20 protein-coding genes are annotated in these 26,260 nt (G+C 42.3%); 17 read left to right on the top strand and 3 right to left on the bottom strand.

All coding sequences use genetic code 11. From position 1 onward, the window contains the following. Positions 1–2: 2 nt before the first annotated feature. Positions 3–2,111 (bottom strand): hypothetical protein, encoded by a 2,109-nt coding sequence (locus KCV26_00545; GenBank protein ID WZX36914.1) that lies wholly within the window; start codon positions 2,109–2,111, stop codon positions 3–5. A gap of 266 nt (positions 2,112–2,377) precedes the next feature. On the opposite strand from KCV26_00545, the gene KCV26_00540 reads away from it, so the two are divergent. The 6 genes from KCV26_00540 to KCV26_00515 all read left to right on the top strand — a co-directional run bounded on the left by KCV26_00540 (position 2,378) and on the right by KCV26_00515 (position 7,069). After that, positions 2,378–3,079: a Crp/Fnr family transcriptional regulator gene (locus KCV26_00540; protein WZX36913.1), complete on the top strand. Its 702-nt coding sequence runs from the start codon at positions 2,378–2,380 to the stop codon at positions 3,077–3,079. An 8-nt stretch (positions 3,080–3,087) separates the two neighbouring features. Beyond that, positions 3,088–3,720 (top strand): DUF4923 family protein, encoded by a 633-nt coding sequence (locus KCV26_00535; GenBank protein WZX36912.1) that lies wholly within the window; start codon positions 3,088–3,090, stop codon positions 3,718–3,720. 100 nt (positions 3,721–3,820) lie between these two features. Beyond that, on the top strand, positions 3,821–5,332 hold the full coding sequence (locus KCV26_00530; GenBank protein ID WZX36911.1) for a GH3 auxin-responsive promoter family protein: 1,512 nt from the start codon (positions 3,821–3,823) through the stop codon (positions 5,330–5,332). 79 nt (positions 5,333–5,411) lie between these two features. Continuing rightward, positions 5,412–6,224 carry an outer membrane protein assembly factor BamD gene (gene bamD / locus KCV26_00525; GenBank protein WZX36910.1) on the top strand — a complete coding sequence of 271 codons (813 nt, stop codon included), beginning with the start codon at positions 5,412–5,414 and terminating at the stop codon, positions 6,222–6,224. A gap of 47 nt (positions 6,225–6,271) precedes the next feature. Continuing rightward, complete coding sequence (locus KCV26_00520) at positions 6,272–6,604, top strand: DNA-directed RNA polymerase subunit omega (GenBank protein WZX36909.1); 333 nt, start codon at positions 6,272–6,274, stop codon at positions 6,602–6,604. Positions 6,605–6,613: 9 nt separating this feature from the next. Continuing rightward, complete coding sequence (locus KCV26_00515) at positions 6,614–7,069, top strand: DUF4293 domain-containing protein (GenBank protein ID WZX36908.1); 456 nt, start codon at positions 6,614–6,616, stop codon at positions 7,067–7,069. Positions 7,070–7,072: 3 nt separating this feature from the next. Here the strand turns inward: KCV26_00515 and aspA are convergent, their stop codons facing one another. Both aspA and KCV26_00505 read right to left on the bottom strand, forming a co-directional pair. Further along, positions 7,073–8,509: an aspartate ammonia-lyase gene (gene aspA / locus KCV26_00510; GenBank protein ID WZX36907.1), complete on the bottom strand. Its 1,437-nt coding sequence runs from the start codon at positions 8,507–8,509 to the stop codon at positions 7,073–7,075. A gap of 197 nt (positions 8,510–8,706) precedes the next feature. Continuing rightward, a complete protein-coding gene (locus KCV26_00505) occupies positions 8,707–9,618 on the bottom strand; it encodes a M48 family metallopeptidase (GenBank protein ID WZX36906.1) in 912 nt (303 codons plus the stop codon). 265 nt (positions 9,619–9,883) lie between these two features. Between KCV26_00505 and KCV26_00500 the strand changes: the two genes are divergently transcribed. The 11 genes from KCV26_00500 to KCV26_00450 all read left to right on the top strand — a co-directional run bounded on the left by KCV26_00500 (position 9,884) and on the right by KCV26_00450 (position 26,257). After that, the gene (locus tag KCV26_00500) at positions 9,884–12,592 is read left to right on the top strand and encodes a DNA gyrase/topoisomerase IV subunit A (protein ID WZX36905.1); all 2,709 of its coding nucleotides are present in this window, start codon (positions 9,884–9,886) and stop codon (positions 12,590–12,592) included. Between the two features lie 130 nt (positions 12,593–12,722). Further along, positions 12,723–12,908 carry a transposase gene (locus tag KCV26_00495; protein WZX36904.1) on the top strand — a complete coding sequence of 62 codons (186 nt, stop codon included), beginning with the start codon at positions 12,723–12,725 and terminating at the stop codon, positions 12,906–12,908. A 357-nt stretch (positions 12,909–13,265) separates the two neighbouring features. Continuing rightward, entirely contained in the window at positions 13,266–13,859 is a 594-nt protein-coding gene (locus KCV26_00490) for a sigma-70 family RNA polymerase sigma factor (protein ID WZX36903.1), read from the top strand. Between the two features lie 120 nt (positions 13,860–13,979). Then, positions 13,980–15,179 (top strand): FecR domain-containing protein, encoded by a 1,200-nt coding sequence (locus KCV26_00485; GenBank protein ID WZX36902.1) that lies wholly within the window; start codon positions 13,980–13,982, stop codon positions 15,177–15,179. A 111-nt stretch (positions 15,180–15,290) separates the two neighbouring features. After that, positions 15,291–18,683, top strand: coding sequence for a TonB-dependent receptor (locus tag KCV26_00480; GenBank protein WZX36901.1), 3,393 nt, complete (start codon positions 15,291–15,293; stop codon positions 18,681–18,683). Positions 18,684–18,717: 34 nt separating this feature from the next. Continuing rightward, positions 18,718–20,217 (top strand): RagB/SusD family nutrient uptake outer membrane protein, encoded by a 1,500-nt coding sequence (locus KCV26_00475; protein ID WZX36900.1) that lies wholly within the window; start codon positions 18,718–18,720, stop codon positions 20,215–20,217. Between the two features lie 318 nt (positions 20,218–20,535). Further along, positions 20,536–21,543, top strand: a complete 1,008-nt coding sequence (locus KCV26_00470) for a hypothetical protein (GenBank protein ID WZX36899.1) — start codon at positions 20,536–20,538, stop codon at positions 21,541–21,543. A gap of 142 nt (positions 21,544–21,685) precedes the next feature. Next, entirely contained in the window at positions 21,686–22,903 is a 1,218-nt protein-coding gene (locus KCV26_00465) for an Nramp family divalent metal transporter (GenBank protein WZX36898.1), read from the top strand. Positions 22,904–22,958: 55 nt separating this feature from the next. Next, positions 22,959–23,972 (top strand): NAD(P)-dependent oxidoreductase, encoded by a 1,014-nt coding sequence (locus KCV26_00460; GenBank protein ID WZX36897.1) that lies wholly within the window; start codon positions 22,959–22,961, stop codon positions 23,970–23,972. 12 nt (positions 23,973–23,984) lie between these two features. Continuing rightward, complete coding sequence (locus KCV26_00455) at positions 23,985–25,049, top strand: dihydrodipicolinate synthase family protein (protein WZX36896.1); 1,065 nt, start codon at positions 23,985–23,987, stop codon at positions 25,047–25,049. Between the two features lie 23 nt (positions 25,050–25,072). Then, a complete protein-coding gene (locus tag KCV26_00450; protein WZX36895.1) occupies positions 25,073–26,257 on the top strand; it encodes an amidohydrolase in 1,185 nt (394 codons plus the stop codon). The last annotated feature ends 3 nt before the right edge of the window (positions 26,258–26,260 follow it).

The following is a 26,260-nucleotide window of genomic DNA, read 5'->3' as shown; positions in this document are numbered from 1 at the left end:
GGTTACAGCTCGAAAGATGCCTTGACGCCGATTTCCCTGAATTTGGTTTTATGAAACGAGCAGAAAATCGCAGCATTTGCAGTTTTGAAAAACCGGTTGCCGACACCGTATCCAAATTCAGTGTACGAAACAATGTAGGGGGTATAAAGCTGGCTTATGTACAAACGTTCCCGGTTGATGTAATCAGAGATTAAAGGAATGTTCCGGATGATAAGAAAAGGGGTCTCAAGCATAATATGTCCCTGCACATAAGAGTCGGAAGCGTTGTACAGGTGGCGGTTCAGCAAACTGAATGTCCCACCTATGCCGTCTTGCCAGTTGTCGGGAAAGTTATTTTTGGCAAAGAAGGTAAAATCGGCAAAATATTCAGTGCTCTGGTTAACAAACCGTCCTGCACCCACTCGATACTTAAATGAACTCATCGGCCCGAGAGGAATATTTTGGCTCATGTCGAACTCCACCCGGTTGTATTGTGATGTGCTACCAAAAACATTCCGGTAGCTTCTTGAGAGTTCTATCTTGAAAGTGGGAAACCGGGAGCGGACGTAAATTTTTTGGCGTCCTTCATAACGGTAATATTGTTCCGGAGTCCAGCTGAGCCTCAGGTAAGGCGCAAACGCCTTCTTTGTGACAAGGATATTTTCTATCGGATTACTTTCTAGGGTGACAGGGGATAATAACGGTTGACCGTTTTTTTTGGGTTGTCGGATGTGGTATTCAATGCCGATCGTAGATACAAAACCGTTGAATAGTTCATAGTCGTTGAATAATTTCACGTAATAATCCTTGAAGTAATTTACGGAAATATCTTCGAACTTGATACCGCTGTTTTGCAGGTTTTTTTGTATTTCATGGATGAATAATGAACTGTAGGTGGGGTTTCCTATCCCTGCCGATAAGGAAACGTTGCCGTGATAAAAGGGTTCGTAATTCCAAGTGCTGGTTACGTCGGTGAAAAACTCTTTACGTCTGAACATATAACCGGCAAATGCATTTACTTTGAATGTTCTGCTCCTTTTCAAATCGAAATTGAAAGAGAGTTTTTGCCTGTACGTCACTCCGTCGATCGATGAATATCCCAGCATCAACGGGTTCAACAGTCCGCTATACCCGATCATGGTGGATTTTATTTTATACCGCGAATCCATAACCATCCGCTGTGCAAACTGTTGTACCCTTTTGCCGTTTTGCTGTGAAATGTCGACCTTCTCTTCGGTCGGTTTTTGCTGATTAGTTTTTTCATAATTCCTGATAACTTCCACCTCCCTGGCTTGTAGGGGTATAGCCCTGTTTTGTGCCCAAAAAACCGAATCGTTGTTGACCGGAACGGAGTCTAATCTTACCCTGAAGAAATCGCTGATGTTTAGTATCTTTTCTTTTTTCTCATTTACCCGCAGAACAACATTGTTGTAATTCATGGAGGCAAGGTGTCGGCTTGCCACTACATTTCCCAGGTAGTTTGCTGTATGATAAATCACGAAATGTACTGGTAAGTAATTGGTTATCCATGTGTTGCCCATTGTTATTTCAAACGAGAAATTAGAGAAAGATTCCACGCCTTCGGCGCTGAAATGCACAATGCGCCAGGTGCCGCTTTCAATTACAAAATGGCCCTTTAGCAGTTTTTGATTGCTGTATATCGGATTAAATTCTACGGTGTAATAAGTCTTGTTATTTTCAAACTGCATTTGCCTCAGGTGGTAGGTATAGTACCTGGCAGTAGAAAACCGGACGGGCATAAAGAAACTTTCGGTGTTTGTTGTTTCTCCGTAGACGTTGATGTTCAGCAGGTAAAAGGGAATCATGTCGATGTCTTTTTTGCCTGTCAGCGTCCCGGTCACGTTTTTGATATCCTGCAGGTAATTATTCGGATAGGTGAAGCTCAGTGTGCTTAGGGTTTCAATCAAGGCTTCGTCTGATTTCGGATCGTGAAGTACGAATCGGGGCACAAGGTGAGTGTACTTAAAGAGGAAATTTTTTTTCAATGTTTCCACATAAGTACGCATATAAACATCGGCCGTGTAATTTTCAACCAATCCGTTGTATTTTTCTGCCGCACTCATCGATCTTTTCAAAACGGTATCAAGCGGAATCGCAGTCTGGCTAAACATGCTTGAAGTTATAAAAATCGACAAAATCAATATGCCCGATCTTATTCTCATTTCTAAGTTGCAAATCTACTTAATTTTGAAAACAGAATGATTTTAATCGGGGTAAATTTTTTTACAAAGCACCCGGTTTAATTGTGCTCAAGGTGTAAATAATGTCAAAAATGACACCTTTCATCCCTTAATTCTCAAGTTTTTGACGGTTTATTTATTTTTTGAGTGAATAATTTCTTATTTTTGTGCTTTATAACATAGTTTTGTAACATGTGATGGGCAGAAAAGCAAAGGAAATAATTGATTTATCATCCACTTTGGCAGATATCTGGCGTGTGCTCTCGGAAGAGGAACGTGAACAGATCAAGAAAAATGCCCGGTTTGTTCATTATAAGAAAAATGAAACTATATACATTGAAGAGGAACAACCCCTCGATTTGATGTGTCTGCTTAAGGGGAAAGTGAAAATTTATAAGAGCGGCGTAGGTGGAAGGACGCAGATTATCCGGATGATCCGCCCCATCCAGTATTTCGGCTACCGTGCTTTTTTTGCACGGGAACCTTATGTTACTGCCGCTTCGGCCTTTGAGGCTTCAACCGTTTGTTTTATTTCGATGGAGCTGATCGAAGATATGTTGAGAGAAAACGGTAACCTGGCACTGTTTTTCATCCAGATGCTGTCTTGTGATCTGGGGGTCGCCGATAACCGGGTGGTCAATCTTACCCAAAAACACGTCAGGGGAAGGCTTGCTGAATCGCTTATCTTCCTGAAAGAAAGCTACGGCCTGGAAGAAGACGGTGCAACCATAAATATTTATCTGGCTCGCGAAGATCTGGCCAATCTTTCCAACATGACCACAGCCAATGCTATCAGAACGCTCGCCAACTTTGTGAACGAGCGCATCATTTCTCTCGACGGGAGAAAGATAAAAATAATCGATGAGGATAAATTATTGAAAATAAGCAAAATAGGATAGTGGCGCTGATGAATGCCTTTAACATACCCCTGATTAAAAAACCACAAGTTGTCGTTTTTATTTTCTCATTGTCTACCCTCTTTTTCAGCGTTTCGGCTCAGGAAAAAGTGGAATCGAAGAACGTGTTTCAGCAAGTATGGAGCCTGTTTGCAAATTCATCATTGTCGGATAAAGACCTGATAGGTGACTGGGGATATAAGGGTACTGCCTGTACGTTCGAAACCGAGAACCTGTTGAAAAAAGCCGGCGGTGCAGTAGTAGCCTCACAAGTAGAGAAAACGTTTAACGAATACTGTATGAAGATCGGGATCAGCGAGGAGAAGTGCGATTTTACTTTTAAGGAGGACAGCACTTACTCTGCGAAACTGGGTTTATTGAAGCTTTCGGGTAAGTTTAGATTAGACGAAGAAAAGAAAGTCCTTTCCATGAGTTATATGCGTGGTTTGGGACGTATGACGGCCCATGTTCACCGGTCGGGTTCGGGGTTAAAACTGCTGTTTGATGCCGATAGTTTTCTTCAAATGATGAAAACCCTGAGCATGTTCACCAAGAATAATTCCGTTGAAATTCTGGCTGCCATGGCTGATCTCTACGACGGTATGTTGTTGGGTTTTGACTTGGAGATGAAAAAACAGCCTTGACCTTCTTTTTACTTTTTTTATGTTTTCAAAATTTTTTAATGGTCAATTTTCAAAAAGTCCTTCTTACCTTTGTGCCGTCAAATCATAAACATCATTGTGGATGATCAAGCAAATTACAAGAGCCGTTTTTAAATCCTATTATAAGTCAGTCGAAAAATTCATCGACCATCCCGTCGCTACGCAAGAGAAAATATTTTCATACCTGTTGGAGCACGGACGAAATACGCTTTACGGTGCAGAAAATCAGTTTGGGGATATTCTTACGGTTTCCGATTTTCAGAAAAAAGTTCCTGTTACTTCTTATGAAGATTTACGGCCTTATCTTGATAAAATAATTAGAGACAGGCAGCAAAATGTGCTTTGGGACTCGCCTGTAAAGTGGTTTGCCATGTCGAGCGGAACCACTGAAGACAAGAGCAAATATATTCCCGTAACACAGGAGTCGTTGGAGCACTGTCATTACAGGTGCGGATATCATATGCTTGGCCTGTACACAAACAACTATCCCGATACGGAGTTTTTTCTTGGCAAAACGCTGGTGTTGGGAGGAAGTCAGCAAATTAACAATATTGGTGACAGTACGTTCACCGGTGATATTTCTGCTATCTTGATGAAAAACCTCCCTTTTATAGCCAAGCTGGCACGAACACCCGAAGAGATTGCCTTACTTCCCGATTGGGAGGAAAAATTGAAGAAACTGTCGGATTACGCAGTAAAGGAAGATATCCGGGCATTTTTGGGAGTCCCGTCGTGGATGATGGTGTTGTTGAAAAAAATTGTGGAGGATACCGGCAAGCCACTTCCCGACCTGTGGAAAAATTTAGAGGTATTCTTTCACGGGGGAGTGAGTTTCGGCCCGTTTCGCGAGCAATATGAAAAACTGATTCCTACGAAGAAAATGCGTTACTGGGAAACATACAATGCCTCTGAAGGGTTCTTTGGCGTTCAGTATTCGAGCAAATCCAACGATATGTTGCTGTTGCTGGATAATGAGGTTTTCTACGAATTTCTTCCCGCGGAAGAGTGTGACAAAGAGTGTTCTCAGGCTCTGACGCTGGCTGATGTGGAGATTGGGAAGCAGTACGCGTTGGTGATTTCAACTAGCGGGGGCTTGTGGCGTTACAAAATAGGCGACACCATCGAATTTACCTCCACCAATCCGTATTTATTCAGGATTACGGGTCGCACCAAGCAGTTTATTAACGCTTTTGGTGAAGAACTGATTGTGGATAATGCCGATCGTGCTTTGACAGAGGCCTGCCGGATTACCGGAGCTAAGGTGACCGAATACACGGTAGCCCCTATCTACTTCAGCGATAATCACGGGGGAGCACACGAATGGCTTATCGAGTTTGAAGATAAACCGTCTGATTTGAAGCAATTTGAATCTGTTTTGGATGAAAACCTGAAAAAGCTGAACTCCGATTACGAGGCCAAACGCTCATACAACCTGTCTCTTGGTAAGCCTGTAGTGCGTATGCTGGAACCGGGAGATTTTTATAAATGGATGAAATTCAGGGAGAAAACGGGTGGGCAAAATAAAGTTCCCAAACTATCGAACGACAGAAAGTATGTTGAAAGTATTTTGTCCGTGTTGGGTATAAAATCCTAAAATAGAATAAAATTGGCTTTCGATGAACTAAAACTGAGAAAGTTTCCGTAAATTTGTGCGCTAAAATCGATTTTACGAAATGAGAGTAAAACCTGTATATTTTTTATTGCTTGCTGTGTTGCTGACTTCGTGCGGCGAATACAACAAGATTTTGAAAAGTACCGATAAGGATGTGAAATACACATACGCAAAGAAGTATTTCGAAGAAGGTAAATACAGTCGCTCTATTACCTTGCTCGAGGAACTGGTGCCTTTTTTCAAAGGAACTGCCAGGGCAGAGGAGTCGTTATATCTGTTGGGACAAAGTTATTATAATTCAAAGGACTACCTGTCTGCAACGGAGATGTTTACTACTTACTACAATACATACCCCAAGGGAGAGTATGCTGAGCCGGCCTTGTTTTATGCAGCTTACGGTTTATATCTCGATTCTCCCGATTCCAAGCTGGATCAATCTAAAACATATAAGGCCATTGCCGAGTTTCAGCGCTACATGGAAGAATATCCTCAAAGTGAGCGATCGGAACAAGCCAAGAACTATATGTTTGAGTTGCAGGAGAAGTTGGCTCATAAAGAGCTGTTGGCTGCGCAGTTATACTTGAACCTGGGAAATTATATGGGTAACAATTACGAATCGGCAGTCATAACTGCTCGTGAAGCAATGAAAAGCTACCCGTTTTCGAAATACAACGAGGAGTATCAGATGATTATCCTCCGTGCCCGTTTTGAGTATGCCGAACGCAGTACATTAGGGACCCAGCCCGAACGATACCGTATGGTGCTTGATGAGTATTTCAATTACAAAAATACTTTCCCAAACGGAAAATACATGCCGGAAGCTGACAGATACTACAAGAAGGCGCAAAGTAAAATAGACGTGCTGCCGTCATAAATCAATTAATTGAACACAAGGAATATAACTAAGAATTAGCATATAAAATGGATTACAGAAGAACAAATGCACCTCAGAACACCGAAACCCGTGATGTGATGAAACTTGCCGAGCCGGTGGGGAATGTCTATGAGATGGTCCGCATAATCAGTAAAAGAGCTAATCAGCTTTCTGTCGAGATGAAGCAGGACCTGGATACCAAATTACAGGAGTTTGCTTCATATACAGACAATCTGGAGGAAGTTTTTGAAAATCACGAACAGATAGAAATTTCGCGTTTTTACGAAAAACTCCCGAAACCTTCACTGATAGCCCTGCAAGACTGGAAGGAAGGGGAAATTTATTACCGCAATCCTGCCAAAGAAAAAGAGCAGTTTTAACAGAACGGTATGCTTCAGAGAATTCAAACCCTGTTTTTACTGCTTGCCTCAGTTTGTATGCTGGTGGCTACGGTAACCCCTCTGGCTTCTTTTTTCTATAACGGTGATCCTGTTGTTTTTGAAGCGATGGGAATGTACAGGAGCGGAGACCTTGAAAGTTCCACTTGGGCACTTTTTGCTATTGGTGCCATCAGCGCTCTTTTGCCGATTGTGACAGTTTTCCTGTACAAAACCCGAATTTTACAAATCCGGATATCTATTTTTAATATCTTTCTGATGGTCGGATTTTACCTTTATTTTGGGTTTTTGATTTTCAATATCAATCCCGAAGCCGGATTACAGTTTCAAAAGATCGGTATTGGTGCAATTATGCCGGTTATTGCCATTATCTTGACCTATCTCGCCATCCGTAGGATCGGTGCCGACGAGATTTTAGTCAGATCATTCCATCGGCTGCGGAAATAACTTTTATTTTAACTTGTTTATTCTTCGAGGCCGGATCATATTTTCCGGCTTCAGTATTTCATCCAACTCCTCTTGGGCAATCAGTTTGTTTTCCAGTACGATATCATAAACGCCCTTTCCTGTTCTTAATGCTTCGGCAGCTACCCGGGTAGAGTCTTCATATCCCAGGTACGGATTTAATGCCGTAACCAAGCCAATACTATTTAACACCATATCCCTGCAGCGATCTTGGTTTGCCGTGATTCCGGAAATACATTTGCTTCTCAGTGTATTGATGCCGTTGATAAGCATTTCGATGTTCTCCATCAGCGAATAGGCGATTATGGGTTCCATAACATTCAGCTGGAGTTGTCCGGCTTCCGATGCCATGGTCACGGTTAAATCATTGCCAATGACCTTGTAGGCAATTTGATTGACCACTTCGGGAATAACCGGATTTACTTTGCCGGGCATAATGGAAGAACCAGGCTGCATGGGGGGTAAGTTAATCTCGTTCAGTCCTGTTCTTGGTCCAGAGGAAAGTAATCGCAGGTCGTTGCAGATTTTTGATAGTTTTACGGCTAACCGTTTAATAACCGATGAGTTCATGATGAAAACCCCCGTGTCGCTGGTGGCTTCGATCAGGTTATCGGCAGCAACGACGGCAATATCCGATATTTCTGCCAGGTAACGGGTGCAGATTACCGTGTATTCCGGGTCGGAGTTGATTCCTGTCCCAATAGCCGTTGCTCCCATATTGGTTTCGAGAAGTAACTGGCGGTTTTGGCTCAATCGTGATACTTCTTCCTCTAAAGTTGTGGCAAATGCATCAAACTCTTGGCCAAGTGTCATAGGAACGGCGTCTTGTAACTGCGTGCGTCCCATTTTTATGACTTCTGCAAACTCTTTCCCTTTTTCCCGGAAAACGACAATCAATTTCTCCAATGCGTTAATCAATTCGCCGATACTTCGGTATAAGGCTATTTTCAGCGCTGTGGGATAAGCATCGTTGGTAGATTGAGAAAGATTTACGTGGTTGTTGGGGTGACAATGGGTGTAATCTCCCTTCTCGAACCCTAGAATTTCCAATGCCCGGTTGGCAATTACTTCGTTGGCATTCATGTTGGTTGAGGTGCCTGCACCACCTTGTACCATATCCACCACAAACTGATCGTGGAGTTTGCCGTGTTTAATTTCCCTGCAGGCTTCCACAATGGCATCGGCAATGACGGGGTTTAACAATTCAAGTTCTTTGTTGGCCAGTGCTGCAGCTGCTTTCACATCTGCCAAACCCCGGATGAGCTGGGGGTAATGATGAAGTTTTGAACGGCTAATGTCAAAGTTTTCTACTGCCCGGAGGGTTTGAATACCGAAATAACTTGCTGTGGGGATTTCCATAGCTCCGATAAGATCGTGCTCGGTGCGTGTGTCTCTGCTAAACTTAGAGGTTGTCTTGTTCATAATAAATCGAATATTTAAAGTAATCCAAGGTGAATGGTCTATTGGTTTTTTCACATTGGCCAAAGTTAGCCATTATTTTGTATTAAAGCTACTTTATCGATCTTTAAAACATGATTTCCCCTCGCTGGTGACAGTCCCAAAAAAAGGGATCGCATAGCGACCCCTTAACTAAATTTGTCATTGAGGTATTATCCGGACTAAAACGTCCACTCTTTCGAAGTTTTTGCTTCTTCCGTTTTTGCGGGAACAGGAGCCTGGGTTTTTATGGGCTCACTCGTCGTGTTCTGAACGCCGGTTCCTTTATAGTACTGCTGTACGTTGGGCATAATTTGCTGAATGCGTGCGATGCGCTTTTCGTCCGTCGGGTGAGTGCTAAGAAATTCGGGTGGAGCACCACCTTGAGAACTTTGTGCCATTCTCGTCCAGAAGGGAACTGCTGCCTGAGGATTGTATCCTGCCAGGGCCATGACAATGAGCCCTATTTCATCGGCTTCGTATTCTTGTTTACGGGCATACGGCATCATCACTCCAAATTGAGCGCCAAGACCGAATACCTGTTGACCGATTTGTGCCCCTACCGAATTGCCTAAAAGGCCGCCGGCAACAGCTCCCCCGTATTGCAGGGCCATCTGCTGGCTGATTCTTTCCTGAGCATGCCGGGCAATGACATGGGCAACTTCGTGTCCGACCACCACTGCTAAAGCCTCCTCCGTTTGTGTCACCGGAAGTAATCCATCGTAGATAACAATTTTTCCACCGGGCATGGCAAATGCATTCACGCTTTTGTCTTTAACCAAGTTAAACTCCCACTGATAATACTGCAGCTCAGATTCATAACCGTTATTCTTGTAAAATGTTTCCACGGCGTTGGCAATCCGGGAGCCCACCCTTTTTACCATCTCGGCGTTGGTCGTACTCCTTTCAAGAGGCGCAGAACGCATAAAATCCTGGTACTGCTGCAAGCTAAGTGCAACCACCTGTTCGTTCGAAACCAGGCTTAATTGTCTTCTTCCAGTGAAGGGAACGCTTCCACAGCCTTGTAAAAGAGCGAGGGCGATGACCATTACTAAAGAAAATTTCACCGGTTGATTTAATTTTTTTCTTTCCATAGTTTTTGTTTTGTTGTTAATTTTTGAGTTTTACTTTAGCCGTATATTAATCATTAATGTATGCGAGACTAAAACAACTAGTATTTCCTTTTACTAATAACACATTTTTGGGGAAGTAGTTTACCCGGCATCAAAAAAACACACATCCACTGTAATTTTTCCGAGAATTGTCCACATGACGGAAAATAGAAATGCCCTTGGCTTTCGTTTGTAAATCACGCAAAAAAAAGGTAACTTTGAATGTTTTTTCAACCTGAAACAGTATATGTCATTAAAAGATAGCAACGAAGAAGATTTTGAAGATAAAGATATGCAAATGAATCCGGAAGAGGACGATATTCTTCTTTCCGATTCTTCGCAACACTCCAATCCCCGAATTATTACCCGGCTAGCCGAAGACTCCCCCATGAACCTTTCCCGGATGTATCAGGACTGGTTTCTGGACTATGCGTCGTATGTGATTCTGGAGCGTGCGGTTCCGCATGTTACTGACGGACTGAAGCCGGTACAGCGCCGTATTCTTCACGCTATGAAGCGAATGGATGACGGGAGGTACAACAAGGTGGCGAACATTATCGGTTTTACCATGCAGTTTCACCCGCACGGTGATGCCTCCATCGGCGATGCACTGGTTCAGCTTGGCCAGAAAGACATGCTAATCGACTGTCAGGGTAACTGGGGAAACGTACATACCGGAGATGGAGCTGCTGCACCCAGGTATATAGAAGCACGCTTGACAAAATTTGCTCTCGAGGTTCTTTTTAATGCCAAAACTACCGAATGGAAACCGTCGTACGACGGGCGAAACAAAGAGCCCGTAACACTACCGGCTAAGTTCCCGCTGCTGCTGGCGCAAGGCACGGAGGGTATTGCTGTGGGCCTGACCTCTAAAATTTTACCGCACAACTTCAACGAACTGTGCGATGCATCTGTTGCATACCTGCAGGGGAAGAAGTTCAGCCTGTTTCCCGACTTCCAAACCGGTGGATATATCGATGTGGAGAAATACAACGATGGCGAACGGGGCGGGTCGGTAAAAGTACGTGCCTCGATAAAAAAACTCGATAACAAGACATTGGTTATCACTAGCCTGCCGTATGGAAAAACAACGGCTTCTGTTGTAGAATCGATCATCAAAGCAAACGACCGGGGAAAGATAAAGATCCGAAAAGTGGACGATATTACGGCTGCAAATGTGGAGATTCATGTGCAGCTTGCTCCCGGGGTTTCGTCCGACAGGACCATCGACGCCCTATACGCATTTACGGATTGTGAGATCAATATTTCACCCAATTGCTGTATCATTGAGGACGACAAACCGCATTTTCTTACCGTCAGCGATGTGCTCCGCATCTCCACCGATCGCACTAAAGAGCTTCTCCGTTTGGAACTGGAAATTGAAAAACAGGAAAAACAGGAGGCCCTCCTTTTTGCATCACTCGAGAAAATATTTATCGAAGAGCGCATTTACAAGGACAATGAGTTTGAGAATGCCCGGAATATGGAGATTGCTGTCGCCCATATCGATAAGCGCCTGGAACCGTACAAGCCGTCATTTATCCGCGAAATAACATCGGAGGATATCCTGAGGCTGATGGAGATAAAGATGGCGCGTATCCTGAAATTCAATTCCGACAAGGCCGAAGAGAATATTGCCAGGTTCAGGGGCGAGATAGAAGAGATCAACCACCATTTGGATAACCTGACCGATTACACCATCTCGTGGTACCTGATGCTGAAAGAAAAGTACGGCAAGAATTATCCACGACGTACGGAAATTCGCAGTTTTGAGAATATCGAAGCTGTTAAGGTGGCGGAAGCCAATGAAAAATTATACATTAATCGTGAAGAAGGATTCATCGGAACCGGGTTGAAGAAAGACGAATTTGTCTGCAACTGTTCCGATATTGACGACATCATCGTTTTCTTCAAGGACGGAAAATACAAAGTGGTAAAGGTTAGCGATAAAATGTTTGTGGGAAAAGGAATTTTATATGCTAACGTCTTTAAGAAGAACGATAAGAGAACCATTTATAACGTGATTTACCGTCACGGGAAATCGGGTGCACATTACATCAAGCGTTTCCCGGTAACAGGAGTTACACGAGACAAGGATTATGATGTGACGCAGGGAAAGACTGCTTCACGCATCGTTTATTTCAGCGCAAACCCCAACGGCGAAGCTGAGACCGTGCGGGTCATCCTGAAACCCAAACCCCGTCAACGGATTTTACAGTTTGAGAAGGATTTCAGCGAGATCGCCATCAAGGGTAGGGGAGCGATGGGAAATATTCTGACAAAAGCCGACGTACATCGCATTATGCTTAAACAAAAAGGACTCTCAACACTGGGAGGACGGAAGGTTTGGTTCGATCCAGACGTGCTGCGGCTTAACTACGATGAAGAGGGCTTGTATCTGGGTGAATTTTTAGGGTCGGATAAGATATTGGTTGTCAATAGGGACGGGGATTTCTATACGTGCAATTTTGATTTGAGTAACCATTTTGAGCCCGATTTTGTCCGCATTGAAAAGTACGATGAAGGCAAGATATGGTCTGCTGCTCTTTTCGATGCCGATCAGGGATATGCTTATTTGAAGCGTTTTACGTTCGATGCAACCGATAAGGCAGCCAATTTCTTAGGAGACAATCCCGATTCGAAGTTGTTTTTGCTGACCGATGTGGTTTATCCGCGTGTGGAGGCCATTTTCGGCGGCGGTGATGATTTCCGCGAGCCGCTTGAAATTGATGTGGAAGAATTTATCGGCGTGAAAAGTTTTAAAGCCAAAGGAAAAAGGATTTCCAATTACGAGGTGAAAGAGGTGAAGGAGTTAGAGCCAACACGTTTTCCTGAACCCGAAGAGGATGAAAAAGACAAGCCGTTGAAAGTTGAGATTGAAGCGGAAGAACCTCTCAACATCAACGATGCCGACTTGCTGGATGAAATCACCGGACAGATGAGCCTGTTCGATTAACCTTGTTGTGTAAAGATGAACTCATTGAGCTTTCTTACGGTAAGAACAAAAAACTGAAAAGAATCTCTCATGACGCATTGCTTACTGGGATTCCACCAATGGGCTCCTGTTTGAGTTCATCACCAATAATATGGAACTTCCTGCAGAAGTAATCGCACAGATTTATAAAAAAAGATGGCAGATCGAGATGCTTTTCAAGCAGCTGAAACAGAACTTTCCCTTGAAATATTTTCTGGGAGACAATGAAAACGCCATTATCATACAAATTTGGTCTGTTATGCTGGCCAACTTGCTGCTGATGATACTCAAAAGCTAGATCAAGCGGAAATGGGCATTTTCAAACATGGTTTCTGTCATCAGGCAGCATCTGATGAGTTACATCGATGTCAGAAGTTTTTTTGAGAATCCAGAAAAAGCCTGGCAGGAGCTTCTTGAAGAGCAAAAGGCTCGTCAAAATGGCATAACTGATCAATATTCGCTCTTTCCACAATGGGAGGGGGCTTGCTTTTAGAAACTCACGAAAAACAGTGCGCAAAGCCACTGAATTAGTGTCAAAAATTTAAATTACCGGTTTTACCGGACAACAATGAAAAAATATCTAAACATTTGCCAGTAAAAAAAAAATGATGTTAATTTGTATTCTGCTGTTGGTTACGCCAAACATGGGAGATAAATGGAATCAATTGATAATCAATGGAAGAAATTCCTGGAAGAGGGAGATAATCTCTCTTTCTCTCTTATCTATAAAAAACATATAGATGAGCTATTCTCTTATGGAATCAGCTTGGGAATTCCGACTGAGATATGTAAAGATGCCCTGCAGAATACCTTTTACAAACTGTACATTACCAGAGAGAAGCTTCATCATGTAGAAAATATCACCGCTTATATATTCAAGACTTTCAAAAATTGCCTCATAAATTTGAATAAAAAGGAGAGGCACAGGGAGAAAATTGTCTCTTTTCCAAACTCATTTTCCATTCAAGTCACAGTACTGGATGATATCATTAGCAATGAAAAAGCCGAATTGATTAAGAAAAAAGTGGAATCATTGTTAAGCAAGTTAACACCAAATCAGCGTGAAGCTGTTTATCTGAAATATATGATCGGTTTGCAGCACAAGGAAATAGCAGAAGTTTTGAATATCAATGAGGAGTCTGCAAGAAAATTACTGTACAGAGCCATGGAGAAACTACGCGAGTATGCTTCCCAAGATAATCACCCCGAGAGCTTATTCCTATTCACTCTACTCTATCTGATACGATAGAAGCTTTTCAAATCTTCATTTTTGATACCTCTATATCTATAATGTTAAAATTGCAATTTTAACATTAAATTTTGTCCACGAATTTATTTTAATATTGTCAATATATAAAAAAGAATTGCTGTGAATAAAATAATTCATACATCTCAGCAGACTGATCACTTTCTTCAGAATGAAGATTTCATCAAGTGGAGGCTATTTCAAACGAAAGAATCAGAGGATTACTGGAAAGATTTCAAGTTAAAGAATCCACATTTGGAAGTTGCCCTACAGAATGCCATCAGCCAGTTTGATGCCATTGAAATCAACAAGTATCATCTGTCAGAACATGACAAAAAGGATATTTATGATATGGTCTTTCAAAAGATCAACCAATACAAGAGACGCAGACTGATAATATGGGTAAGTTCTGCTGCTGCCATTATGCTCCTGGGTGTTATGTCACTTTTATTTATGAATCAGATGAATAAAGAGAGTGGGTATATGTCAGAGCAGAAAAATGAAATAATTGTTGGGGAAACATTGCCAGAGGAAGAAATTTATCTTATTTCAGCTGGTAAAAAAATAAACCTGGCTCAGAATGTACAAATTGGTCTCACTGAGGATGGAAATGCCTTGGTCACGGACAGTACATCATCAAAAAAAGTGCTGACGTTAGCCAAATCAGAATTAAACAGATTAGTTGTTCCTTACGGTAAAAGATCAAAACTGATACTTTCTGACGGGACTGAAGTATGGCTTAATTCGGGGACACAACTTGATTTCCCTTCTGAATTTAATGGGAATACACGTGAGATTTTCATTGAAGGTGAGATTTTCATTGATGTTGCCCACAATGCGCAGGTACCTTTTATCGTGCATGCACAGGATATGGATATTCGAGTTCAAGGAACCTCATTTAACATCTCTGCTTATAGCGATGAAAGCAGTAAGACCGTTGTGTTGGTCGAAGGGAAAGTAAGAATAGGGAGAGGGTCGACACATATAGCCGAGCTATTACCAAACGAGAAAATCGATATCACTGAAAACAACTTTCTGAAAGAGACTGTCGATGTATCAGAGTATATCAGCTGGAGAAAGGGTGTGCTGGAATTTAACAGTACACCCATGTCTGAAATTCTGAGGAAAATCGGACGCTACTACAATGTACAATTCGACGAAAACACGGATGTGAAACTAAATGAACTAACCTGTACTGGCAAGTTATTCCTTTCGAACAATCTGGACAGTGTAATGACTTCGGTTTCTATACTTTCCTCCACGCTATACAAAAGAGAAAATAATACAATACATATCATTAAAAAAGAGATGCCTATGAAATAAATCCCTTAATAAGATATCAGAAAAAATCGGACAATGCTGTCACATTGCCCGATCATAAAAAACTTAATTTACAAATAAACCTAATCAGTAAACTAAATTCATTACAAATGTATGGAAGAATTTATTAAATCTAAACAAATTGCATATAAAAAATGCAACCGATGCTTAAAGATCATGAAGTTGTCGACTTTCTTTTTATTTGTCTGCTTATTTAGCACAATGGCAGAGAATTTACTTCCTCAGCAAAAGGAGCTTACTCTTGAGCTGAGAAATGTGACTATTTCAAAAGCGATCTCCGAGATTGAAAGAACAAGTGATTACCTCTTTTTAATTACAGATGAGGCAAAAACGGAGCTTAATAAAAGAACCTCTATCCATGTAGACAAAGAGAGTATCAGTAATATACTGAATATTATCCTGGACGAAACTGCTCTGGACTATAGCCTGGTAGAAAGACAAGTTTCACTTTATAAAAGTACAAAACTTATATCCCGGGATAAATCCGAGTTGGTTACAGACGAGGTTGCACAACAGAAAAAAGCAATCACTGGAAAAATCACTGATAAAAACGGTGAAACCGTGATCGGGGCCAACATCATTGAAATAGGCACTACCAACGGGACAGTGACAGACGTAGATGGACATTTTTCACTCAGTGTGGAAGAGAACGCAAATATTCGTGTATCATATATCGGATATTTAAGCCAGACAATCAACACATCCGGTAAAACAAGCTTTGATATTATTTTACAGGAAGATACCAAAACATTGGAAGAAATTGTTGCAGTCGGTTATGGCACTATGAGAAAATCAGATCTGACTGGCTCAGTAGCTAGTGTCAAATCACAAGATTTAACCGCCTTCCCAACAATTCAGGCAATGCAGGCTTTACAGGGAAGGGCATCAGGTGTACATGTCCAAGCCACTAACGGCGAACCTGGAGCCGACTTTAAAGTGCGTATCCGGGGTGCAAAATCCATTAGTTCGTCAAGCGACCCATTAATCGTTGTCGATGGTTTCCCTGGCGTTACGATGCCGGTGAGTGAAGATATTCAGTCTGTCGAAGTATTAAAAGATGCCTCTGCTACTGCTATTTACGGCTCACGCGGAGCAAACGGTGTTATTTTGGTAACAACCAAAAGTGGTAGAGTGGGAAAAGCCAAAATCGAATTTAACTCCTCCTATTCTGTACAGAACGTGCTTAATAAACTGGATTTACTTAAAACGGCTGATTATATCGATTATGTAAATGAAATTGAGCCTGGGAAACTGACAGGTACAGACTATGAAGATACCGACTGGCAGGACGAAGTATTCCGGCAGGGAGGTATACAAAATTATCAACTTTCTATCTCGGGAGGTAACGACGATAGTCACTATTATGTTTCAGGCGTTATTTACGATCAGAAAGGGATTGTGATTGATTCCAAATTCAAACGTTATTCGATCACCAGTAACCTTGATTTACAAGCGCTTAAGAACCTCAAGGTAGGCGTTAAACTTTTTGCATTAAGAGAGCAAAGAAATGGGACAGTGAACATGGAAGGGAGCGGTGGCGCCGGGCAGACCGGTGTCCTGTCGGCAACAGTTTTGACCGAACCTACCATTCCTGTTTATAATTCAGACGGGTCATACCACAGCTCTTTCATGACTGGTCTTGAAAGAGACAACCCCGTTGCCATTGCGAGGGAAATGGCTATTGAAAGCGAAGGCGACAACCTGCAGGCCAACTTCTTTGGAGAGTATCAAATAACAAAGAATTTAAAATTCCGGTCAACTTTTGGAGCGCAGACCTGGTCTAACCGCTACGGAAACTACTTACCCACAACCATGTATGGCGGCAGAAGTATCAATGGTCGTGGTACCATTGACGGGAACAGGGTTACAAACTTATCCAATGAAAACTATTTCACCTTCAGTGAAAAGTTCAGCGAAATTCATGATATATCTTTAATGGCCGGTTATACTTACGAGTCATCTAAATCTGAATTTTGGCGCGCCCAGAGCGAAAATTTTCTTTCAGACGCTTTTGATTTTTGGAACTTATCTGCAGGATCCAACTACAGAGCTCCTGTTTCCTCTTTAACAGAATCAGAGTTATCGTCTTTCTACGGAAGGCTTCATTATAAATTATTTGACCGTTACCTGCTTACTTTCACAGGCCGCTATGACGGATCATCAAAATTTGCTAAAAACAATAAATGGGGCTTTTTTCCATCAGGCGCTATTGCGTGGAATATTGCAGAAGAAAGTTTTATGGATGAGATACCTCAGATCAGCCAGCTAAAGTTGCGCGGCAGCTATGGTATAACAGGAAACCAATCGATTGCTGCCTACGGATCTTTGGCACTGATGAGAACAATACCCAGTGTTACAATTGGTAACGAAGTTGTAAATGCCGTCACGCCCAATACAGTAGCTAATAATAATCTTACCTGGGAAAAAACAGCTCAGCAGGATATCGGTATTGATTTGGGGTTATTTAATCAACGTATTTCAATTGTTGCTGACTATTATTATATGAAAACCACCGATCAACTGTTCCAGGTTCCCCTGGTTTCATACTCCGGTTACAATAATATGTGGAAAAACTTTGGTGCGGTCGAAAATAAAGGATTTGAATTTACCCTGTCGACCGTAAACTTTAACGGAGACTTTAAGTGGAATACCGATTTTAATTTCTCTAGAAACCGGAATAAAGTACTGGAATTACCTAATGGCGCCGACGTCTTAAGAAGCGTATTTCCAGGGCACATGGTTGGAATCGGTACTACCAATGTGTTGAGAGAAGGTTATCCCATGGGGTCGTTCTTTGGGTATATTTATGATGGGGTTTACCAGGAGGGTGATACTTTTCTTCCCGGCGGTGGCTTTGAACAGGTTGCAGGCGGTGAAAAATTCCGAGACATAAACGGAAAGCAGGATGGTGTACTTACAGGTCAGCCTGACGGTCAGTTGAACAGCGATGACAGGACGATTATCGGTGACCCCAATCCTGATTTCATTTGGGGTTTAAATAATACCTTTGAATATAAAGGATTTGATTTGAATGTTTTTGTTCAGGCATCCCAAGGAAATGATATTTATAGTTTTACTTTGTTTGAACTGGAATTAATGCAGGGATTCAACAATTCTACTACCAGGGCGCTTGACCGTTGGACACCAACAAATACCAACACCGATGTTCCAAAAGCAACAGCTTCCCGCTCAAGAATTTCGTCAAATCGTTTTGTTTATGATGGAAGCTATGCCCGGTTGAAAAATGTATCCTTAGGCTACCAGTTGCCACAGTCGTTACTTCGTGGCTCTGGTATCAGCTATGCAAGAATTTATCTGAGTGGTCAGAATCTAATAACCCTTACTGATTATCCAGGTTTTGACCCGGAGGTGAATTATTTGGGATCTACCGGTATGGGAACTACAAGTAATGTTAACTTAGGTTATGATTATGGAAGTTATCCAAGTGCGAAATCCGTTACTGTTGGAGTACAGGTAAAATTTTAATGTAGTCTGATTAATTCAATTTAAAACAATAAAAATGAAATTATCAAAATTATATATATTACCACTATTAACACTTTTCGTGTTGGGTTGTACTGATTTAGTGGAAAATCCGGTTGGAAGACTGATTCCTGATGGGTTTATCAAATCTGAGAAAGATGTGCAGACGGCAATCTACGGAGCATACGGAAAAATTGCCTCGGATAATTATTGGGGAAGAGAAATGGCAGCAGCGATTATGCTGCGCAGTGACATGGTTGATATTGGGAATCGTTCAACAGTAGCGGCAAGAATTCAAATCAACGACTTCAATGCAAACTCTACAAATGCTATGATAGGGACATTCTGGCCAATGGCATACCAATCTATAGATGCAGTTAATACAGCGATCGATGGTGCGGAGGCGCTCGAACCTACAGACGGCATAAAAGCCCTTATTGGGGAAGCAAAATTTGTACGGGCTTTTACCTATTTTAATCTTGTACGCCTTTTTGGAGACATCCCTTATATAGATGAACCCGTAAGAGATCCGGAAGCTGTAGCGACTATTTCCAGAACGTCGGAGTCAACTGTCTATCAAAATATTATTGGTGATCTAAACTACGCCAAAGAAAATCTCCCCATGGGACATCCATTGGATGATATCCGTAGCAGGCCATCAAGAGGTACTGCATATACCATGTTGGCTGATGTATATCTGACTATAGGGAACTGGCAAGAAGCTTACAATCATGCAAAATGGGTAATTGACAATGCAGGAAGTCTAAACTATTCACTAGAAGCAGATTATCAAGATCTTTTTGATTCGGGCAAACAAGACGGTATGCCGGAACATATTTTTGCTATTGAATACAAAAGAGGATCAGCATGGCCTTACGATTATGATAGTCACGCCGCATTTACGGGAATGTCAGGTAGTGATGAAGTCGCAGGCTTTGATGTTGCTGTCCCTTCGTTGGCAGTTTATTCCACCTGGGATAGCAGAGACTATCGAAAAAAAGTGGCTCTTGCCGATAGCGCACATTATAATGGCCTGCTTGTGCCATATACTAAGTTTCAGGGTACACAACGCCCGCATATTGCCAAATACTGGCGGCGAATGGGAGTTCCGCGTGACCTGGTTACTGATACTGAAAATAATTACGCCATCTACCGATTTGCAGAGGTTTTACTCACAGCAGCAGAAGCATTGAATGAGGTAAGCGGCCCTACTGCAGAAGCACAGGGATATGTAAACCAAGTGCGTGCCAGAGCACGGAACTGGGCAGGAAAAGCAACCGATTTTCCTGCAGACGTGAATACCGGAATTTCCAAAGATGATTTCAGGACCCTTGTCCTGGAGGAAAGGAGGCTCGAACTCAGCTTTGAATTTAAACGCTGGTGGGATATCAAGCGTCGGAAAATGGGAGATGATGTTTTCAAAGGGCCCAACTCCCTGGAACCTCATCCTAATTTTAATGACAACCAATATTTGTTGCCAATCATGCAGCGGGACATTGACTTGAATCAGAATCTGACTCAAAACCCCGGATACTAAAGTCATTGTGAACATATGGTTTCAACCAATGATGTTTTGAAGACGATAAAACAAATTTGTCCGGTCTAGGTTGATTCATTTCTGTTATATCTGTTTTACAGATGGAGAAATAGATCATCAGTATCTCAGACAGCGTTTTCAAATCGCCCATTGTACATTTTCATTGAGGAAAGAGTTGTATTTATCAACTCTTTCCCATAATGAAAATTTAATCACCGTAATTTTTCTCACCACATTATCCGATTATGAATATAATCGGGTGAATCGGCCTAATCACTGATTAACAAAACAGTCATATAATATTCATAAACATTCAATATGCAAAGGACTTATTTTTTCATTTTGTTCATCTTTATTTCTTCAGTTGCATTTTCAACTGAGCCTGTCAATCCTGCAGCCACTCAGGATGTAAAAAAAGTATTGAAATACATTATTGATCTGAAGGGAAATGGTGTTTTGACCGGACAACAGAATTTGGCTGACAGTGTGACTAAATGGACAAACAAGGTATTCGGGATTACTGGCAAATATCCGGCTTTACTGGGTCAAGATTTCAGTTACGGCAAAGAAGCTTTCAAAAAGCGAATGAATATTACAAACGCAGCCATTGAACAGTGGAAACTGGGAGGATTGGTTACCATATCGTGGCATCAGGTTAGCCCAGACAAATGGGATGGATCGGCAAATGAAGGAGAATTCAGCGATACTCAGGTAGCAATGACAAAGGAACGTTTCCGAGAACTTTTGCAGGAGAAAACGGTAATCCATGACAAATATATTGCCCATATTGATACTATCGCAACTTATCTGAAAACACTAAGAGACTCAGGTGTAGTTGTTTTGTGGCGACCTTATCACGAAATGAACGGAGGTTGGTTTTGGTGGGGAGCTAAACAGGATTTTAAAAGATTATGGAAATTAATGTATGATAGATATACAATTCATCATGGACTGAACAACCTGATCTGGGTATGGTCGCCAAACATTTCTAACCCGATAGTTGAGTATTATCCCGGTGATGACTATGTTGACATTGTTGGTTTTGACGGGTATCCGAGAGATGTGCGAAATTGGGACAGCGATGAAACGTTGAAAAATGAACTGGACGAAATGAAGAAATTAAGCAAAAACAAAATTATCGCATTGACAGAAGTGGGATGGTTACCCGAGATGGAGTGGATGAAGAACGAACGCCCTGAGATTGTATGGTTTTTGTGTTGGTGGACCCACCTGACAAAAGAAAACACAGAGCTTACTATTCAACAGATCTACAACCATCCATACGCAATAAACAGAGACAGGGTGAACTGGAAGTCAACACATTAAAATCAAATGTCATCATTGAACGGAACAACTTATTTTAAAGGATATTTAATGTATCATTCGAAATTGGAATGCAAGTGTATTAGAAAAAGTTACTATTCTCTATTCTGTAACATGAAGTTATTGATAAATGCATCTTTGTGTTATGTCCGCAACCAATGAAAAAAACAGCTGGATTCATGGTATCGGTCCTGGGCTGATCGTTGCCGCTCTTGTTTTTGGGCCCAGTAAACTTACCATCACTTCAAAAATTGGCGCAAACCATGAATATGGACTATTGTGGGTTATCGCTGTGGCGATCTTTTTCATGGCAGTCTATACTGTGATTGCCGAACGGATCGGGATCGCTTCAGAAAAAACGCTATTGGCCATGATAGGGGAAAGATGGGGAAAAGGATTCTCTATGCTGATAGGAATCGCGATTTTTTTAGTTTGCACCTCATTTCAGGCAGGTAATTCCGTGGGTGTGGGTATTGCAATAGGTGAATTGACCGGTACAAGCAATGTTATTTGGATTATTGTGTTCAATTGTATTGGTATCGGGCTCCTTTTTTTTAGAAAATTCTACAATGTCCTCGAGAAGGTGATGATGTTTCTGGTGGGGCTTATGTTGCTGGCATTTTTAATCACTCTCTTTGAAGTGAAGCCTAATGTCACAGGAGTGGCTAAAGGTTTTATTATTCCACATATACCGGAAGGATCAATGGGATTAATCATTGCATTTATGGCATCCTGTTTCTCAATTGTCGGCGCATTTTATACCTCTTACCTGGTACAGGAACGTAAAAAAGCGGCGAAGGGACTTGAAAGCAGATCAAAAAACAGCAGCCTGACCGGAATTATTATTCTTGGGTTACTCAGCGCGATAGTGATGATTTGTGCCGGCGCAATTCTCTTTCCCCAGGGTATCGAGGTGAAAACCGCAACGGATATGTCCATGGCTTTAGAGCCTGCCTTCGGGGTATACGCATCCGCGGTGTTCCTGATAGGGCTCTTTGCTGCAGGCTTCTCTTCCATTGTTGGCAACGCTACGGTGGGCGGCACGCTTCTAAGTGATGCATTTGGCGGCGGGGGAGCCTTCAGCTCAAGTAAAACGCGCGTTTACATCGCATTGGTTATGATCGTCGGTGCAATCATTTCAATCTTATTCGGTGGAGCACCTTTAGAGTTAATTGTTTTTGCTCAAAGTATTACAATATTTATCGTCCCTTTAATCGGCGTTACCATGTTCTTCATTGCAAATGATAAAAAGTACATGGGTGAAAATAAGATCAACCCCTTTTTAAAGATATCGGGAGCGCTCGGGTTAATTGTGATTGTTTTGCTGGCTGTGGTGAATTTCATCGATATTTTCCTAAAATAATTTGCTGTTTCTGAAACGATAACCTGTTTATTTTTGAAATAACATTCTGTTCAATATGACAAAAGAAGATGTGCTAAGCGATTATCTAAAACCTTCACGGAGGTTGGCCAATGACATTGCCAAAATAGAGGGTGATATCCTTATCCTGGGTGCCGGGGGAAAAATGGGCCCGGCAATGGCAAAGCTGGCTCAGGATGCCATCAATGAGGCTGGAATTGAGAAAAAAATTATTGCTGTATCCCGCTTCTCCGAAGATTCCGTTTTCGAAAGATTAAATAGTCAGGGGATAGAGACAATTAAGGCTGATCTGTTAAACGACAATGATCTGGATAAACTGCCCCAGATTCCGAATATAATTTATCTTGCAGGACACAAATTCGGTACGTCCGGGAACGAGTCTTATACCTGGACAATGAACTCCTATTTGCCCGGGAAAGTAGCCGAAAAATTTCACAAGTCTAATATAGTCGTTTTCTCTTCCGGAAACGTGTATCCCTTATCACCCGTCGTGAACGGGGGAATGACAGAGGATATGCAGGCTTCGCCAGTAGGCGAGTATGCTCAGTCCTGTTTGGGAAGAGAGCGCGTTTTCGCATATTTTTCCCGTAAAAACAGCACGCCTATGTTTATTTACCGCCTCAATTATGCGAATGATGTAGCGTATGGCGTTTTATTGGAAATTGCCAAATCCGTCAAGGAGGAAGGAGAGATTGACTTGAGCATGGGGAACGTGAATGTTATTTGGCAGGGTGACGCCAACGAAATCGCCATAAGAGCGCTGCTACATTGCTCAACACCCCCAAGAGTAGTAAATGTGACCGGTCCGGAGATGATTTCCGTAAGATGGCTGGCCAATGAATTTGGTAAGATATTCGGTAAATCCCCAAAATTTTCAGGCATTGAATCATCTGATGCCCTGCTGAGCAATGCCGCCGAATGTTTCAAACTCTTTGGCTATCCGAATGTCAGCCTGAAACAGATGGTTGAGCTGATTGGATGCTGGGTGGCGGAAGGTGGAAAGACAATAAATAAACCCACCCATTTCCAGGAGAGGAAAGGTGAATTCTAAACGGAAGCGGCTATGGCAGAAACGATAAAAAAAGAGGTGTTAACCAGGTTAAAAGAGGGCGGATTCATTCCTGCGCACCCCTTGGCATTAAACGAGGATTTAACTATAGATGAAGCGTCCCAGAGAAGATTAACGCGCTATTATATTTCCTGTGGTGTGGATGGAATAGCCATCGGGGTGCATACCACCCAGTTCGAGATAAGGGATCCGGAATACAGTTATTTTGAAAGAGTGCTGGCGATTGCTGCTGATGAAATCGCACGCTCCGGGGCAGGATCTTCCTTTATTAAAGTGGCAGGCATCTGCGGGCCGGTCCAACAGGCAGTCAAAGAGGCTGAAATCGCTGTAAGCCTCGGGTATGATCTGGGTCTGTTAAGCATGGGAGGATTGGATAATCTCTCTGAGGATGAGCTGATCGCCCGCGCAAAGGCTGTGGCCCGGGTAATACCCGTTTTTGGATTTTACCTCCAACCATCCGTGGAAGGAAGAGTATTCAGTTACTCTTTCTGGGAAGAGTTCTGCAAGATCGATCATATATACGCGATAAAAGCAGCTCCTTTCAACAGGTATTATACCTTGGATGTGATCAGGGCTGTGTGCAACTCTCCCAGGAACAATGAGATCGCGCTATATACGGGAAATGATGACAACATTGTTCTCGATTTGATCACGCCCTATTCAATTAAGGCGGACAACCGTTTGGTTGAAAAAAGATTCGCTGGGGGATTGCTGGGGCATTTCGCGGTCTGGACCAAAAAGTCGGTCGAACTGTTTCATTTTATCAAAGAGGGACTGAGAGAGAACAGTCTCAACCATGAAGAGATACTTAAAATTGCTGGTGAGATTACCGACATGAACGGGGCGCTCTTTGATGTGGCCAACAATTTTAAAGGTTCTATCTCCGGAATCCATGAAATTTTAAGAAGGCAGGGGTTGATGAAGGGTACCTGGTGTTTGAACCCGCGCGAACAATTGTCAAAGGGACAATCAGAGGAGCTTGACCGTGTCACCTCCCAATATGCGCGGTGGACGGATGATGAATATGTAAAGCTGTTTATTGTCAACGATAAAGGTTGACAGGTGATAACAACGAAACGTCTATGAACAAAAAGGATGATATTAAGCGTCTTGCTTCTGAAATAAAAAATGACATTATTTCTAAAAGAAGATATCTGCACCAAAACCCGGAATTATCTTTTCAGGAGTATAACACCTCGGCATTTATAAAAGACTCCTTGAATGCCTTGGGTATTACATGGGAGCCTATAGTGGGCACCGGCGTTGTGGCTACGATTCAAGGACGATATGATTCTGATCAGGTAGTCGCTGCAAGAGCCGACATGGATGCGTTGCCTGTTTCAGAAAAAACAGATCTGAGTTACATATCTTTAAATGATGGCGTTATGCATGCCTGTGGACATGATGTTCATGTTTCTTCACTTTTAGGAGTAGCGGAGATACTCACAAAACTGGACAATAACTTCAGCGGGACAGTAAAGCTGATTTTTCAGCCTGCCGAAGAGATATTGCCCGGGGGAGCAATGCGGGTCATTCAAGAGAATGCCCTGGATAACCCCAAAGTAAACGCGATGATCGGACAGCATGTAATGCCCTCCATACCGACAGGGAAAGTGGGTATTAAACCGGGAGAATTTATGGCATCCATGGATGAGATAAGAATAAAGATTTCAGGTAGGGGAGGACATGGCGCAGAACCCCATAAAAACAGCGATCCGATAGTGGCAGCTTCGGCAGTTATACTTGCATTGCAGCAGGTTGTGAGCCGGCTGAATAACCCCAACACCCCGTCGGTTCTCTCTTTTGGGAAAGTCCAGGCGAACGGATCCATAAATATTATCCCCGACGAGGTTTTGATTGAAGGAACTTTTCGTACCGTGGACGAGCAGTGGAGAAACGAGGCGTGTAAAAGAATTGAATCCATAGTCCATTCGGTCGCGGAAGGATATGGATGCCAATCCGTCATCGATATAAGAAAGGGATACCCCTCGCTTCATAACGATATTACATTAACGAAAAGGATTAAAGAACTGATGCGTGATTATTTGGGAGCGGAGAATATTATAGATCTGCCCGTTTGGATGGCTTCCGAGGATTTTGCTTATTATGCCCGGGTGACGGATGCCTGTTTCTATGCATTGGGAGTGGGATATGAAGGAACCGAAAATCCCTCGCTGCATAATCCGTTGTTCGATATCAATGAGGATTCCATCGAACTCGGTATTGGATTGATGACCTATCTGATTTTAAGTTTATTAAATAAATAATAT

Source organism: Petrimonas sulfuriphila, from assembly GCA_038561985.1.
In the GTDB taxonomy this organism is placed as follows: domain Bacteria; phylum Bacteroidota; class Bacteroidia; order Bacteroidales; family Dysgonomonadaceae; genus Petrimonas; species Petrimonas sulfuriphila.
Note: the sequence above shows the minus strand (reverse complement) of the source record. Positions and strands in the feature narration are given on the sequence as shown.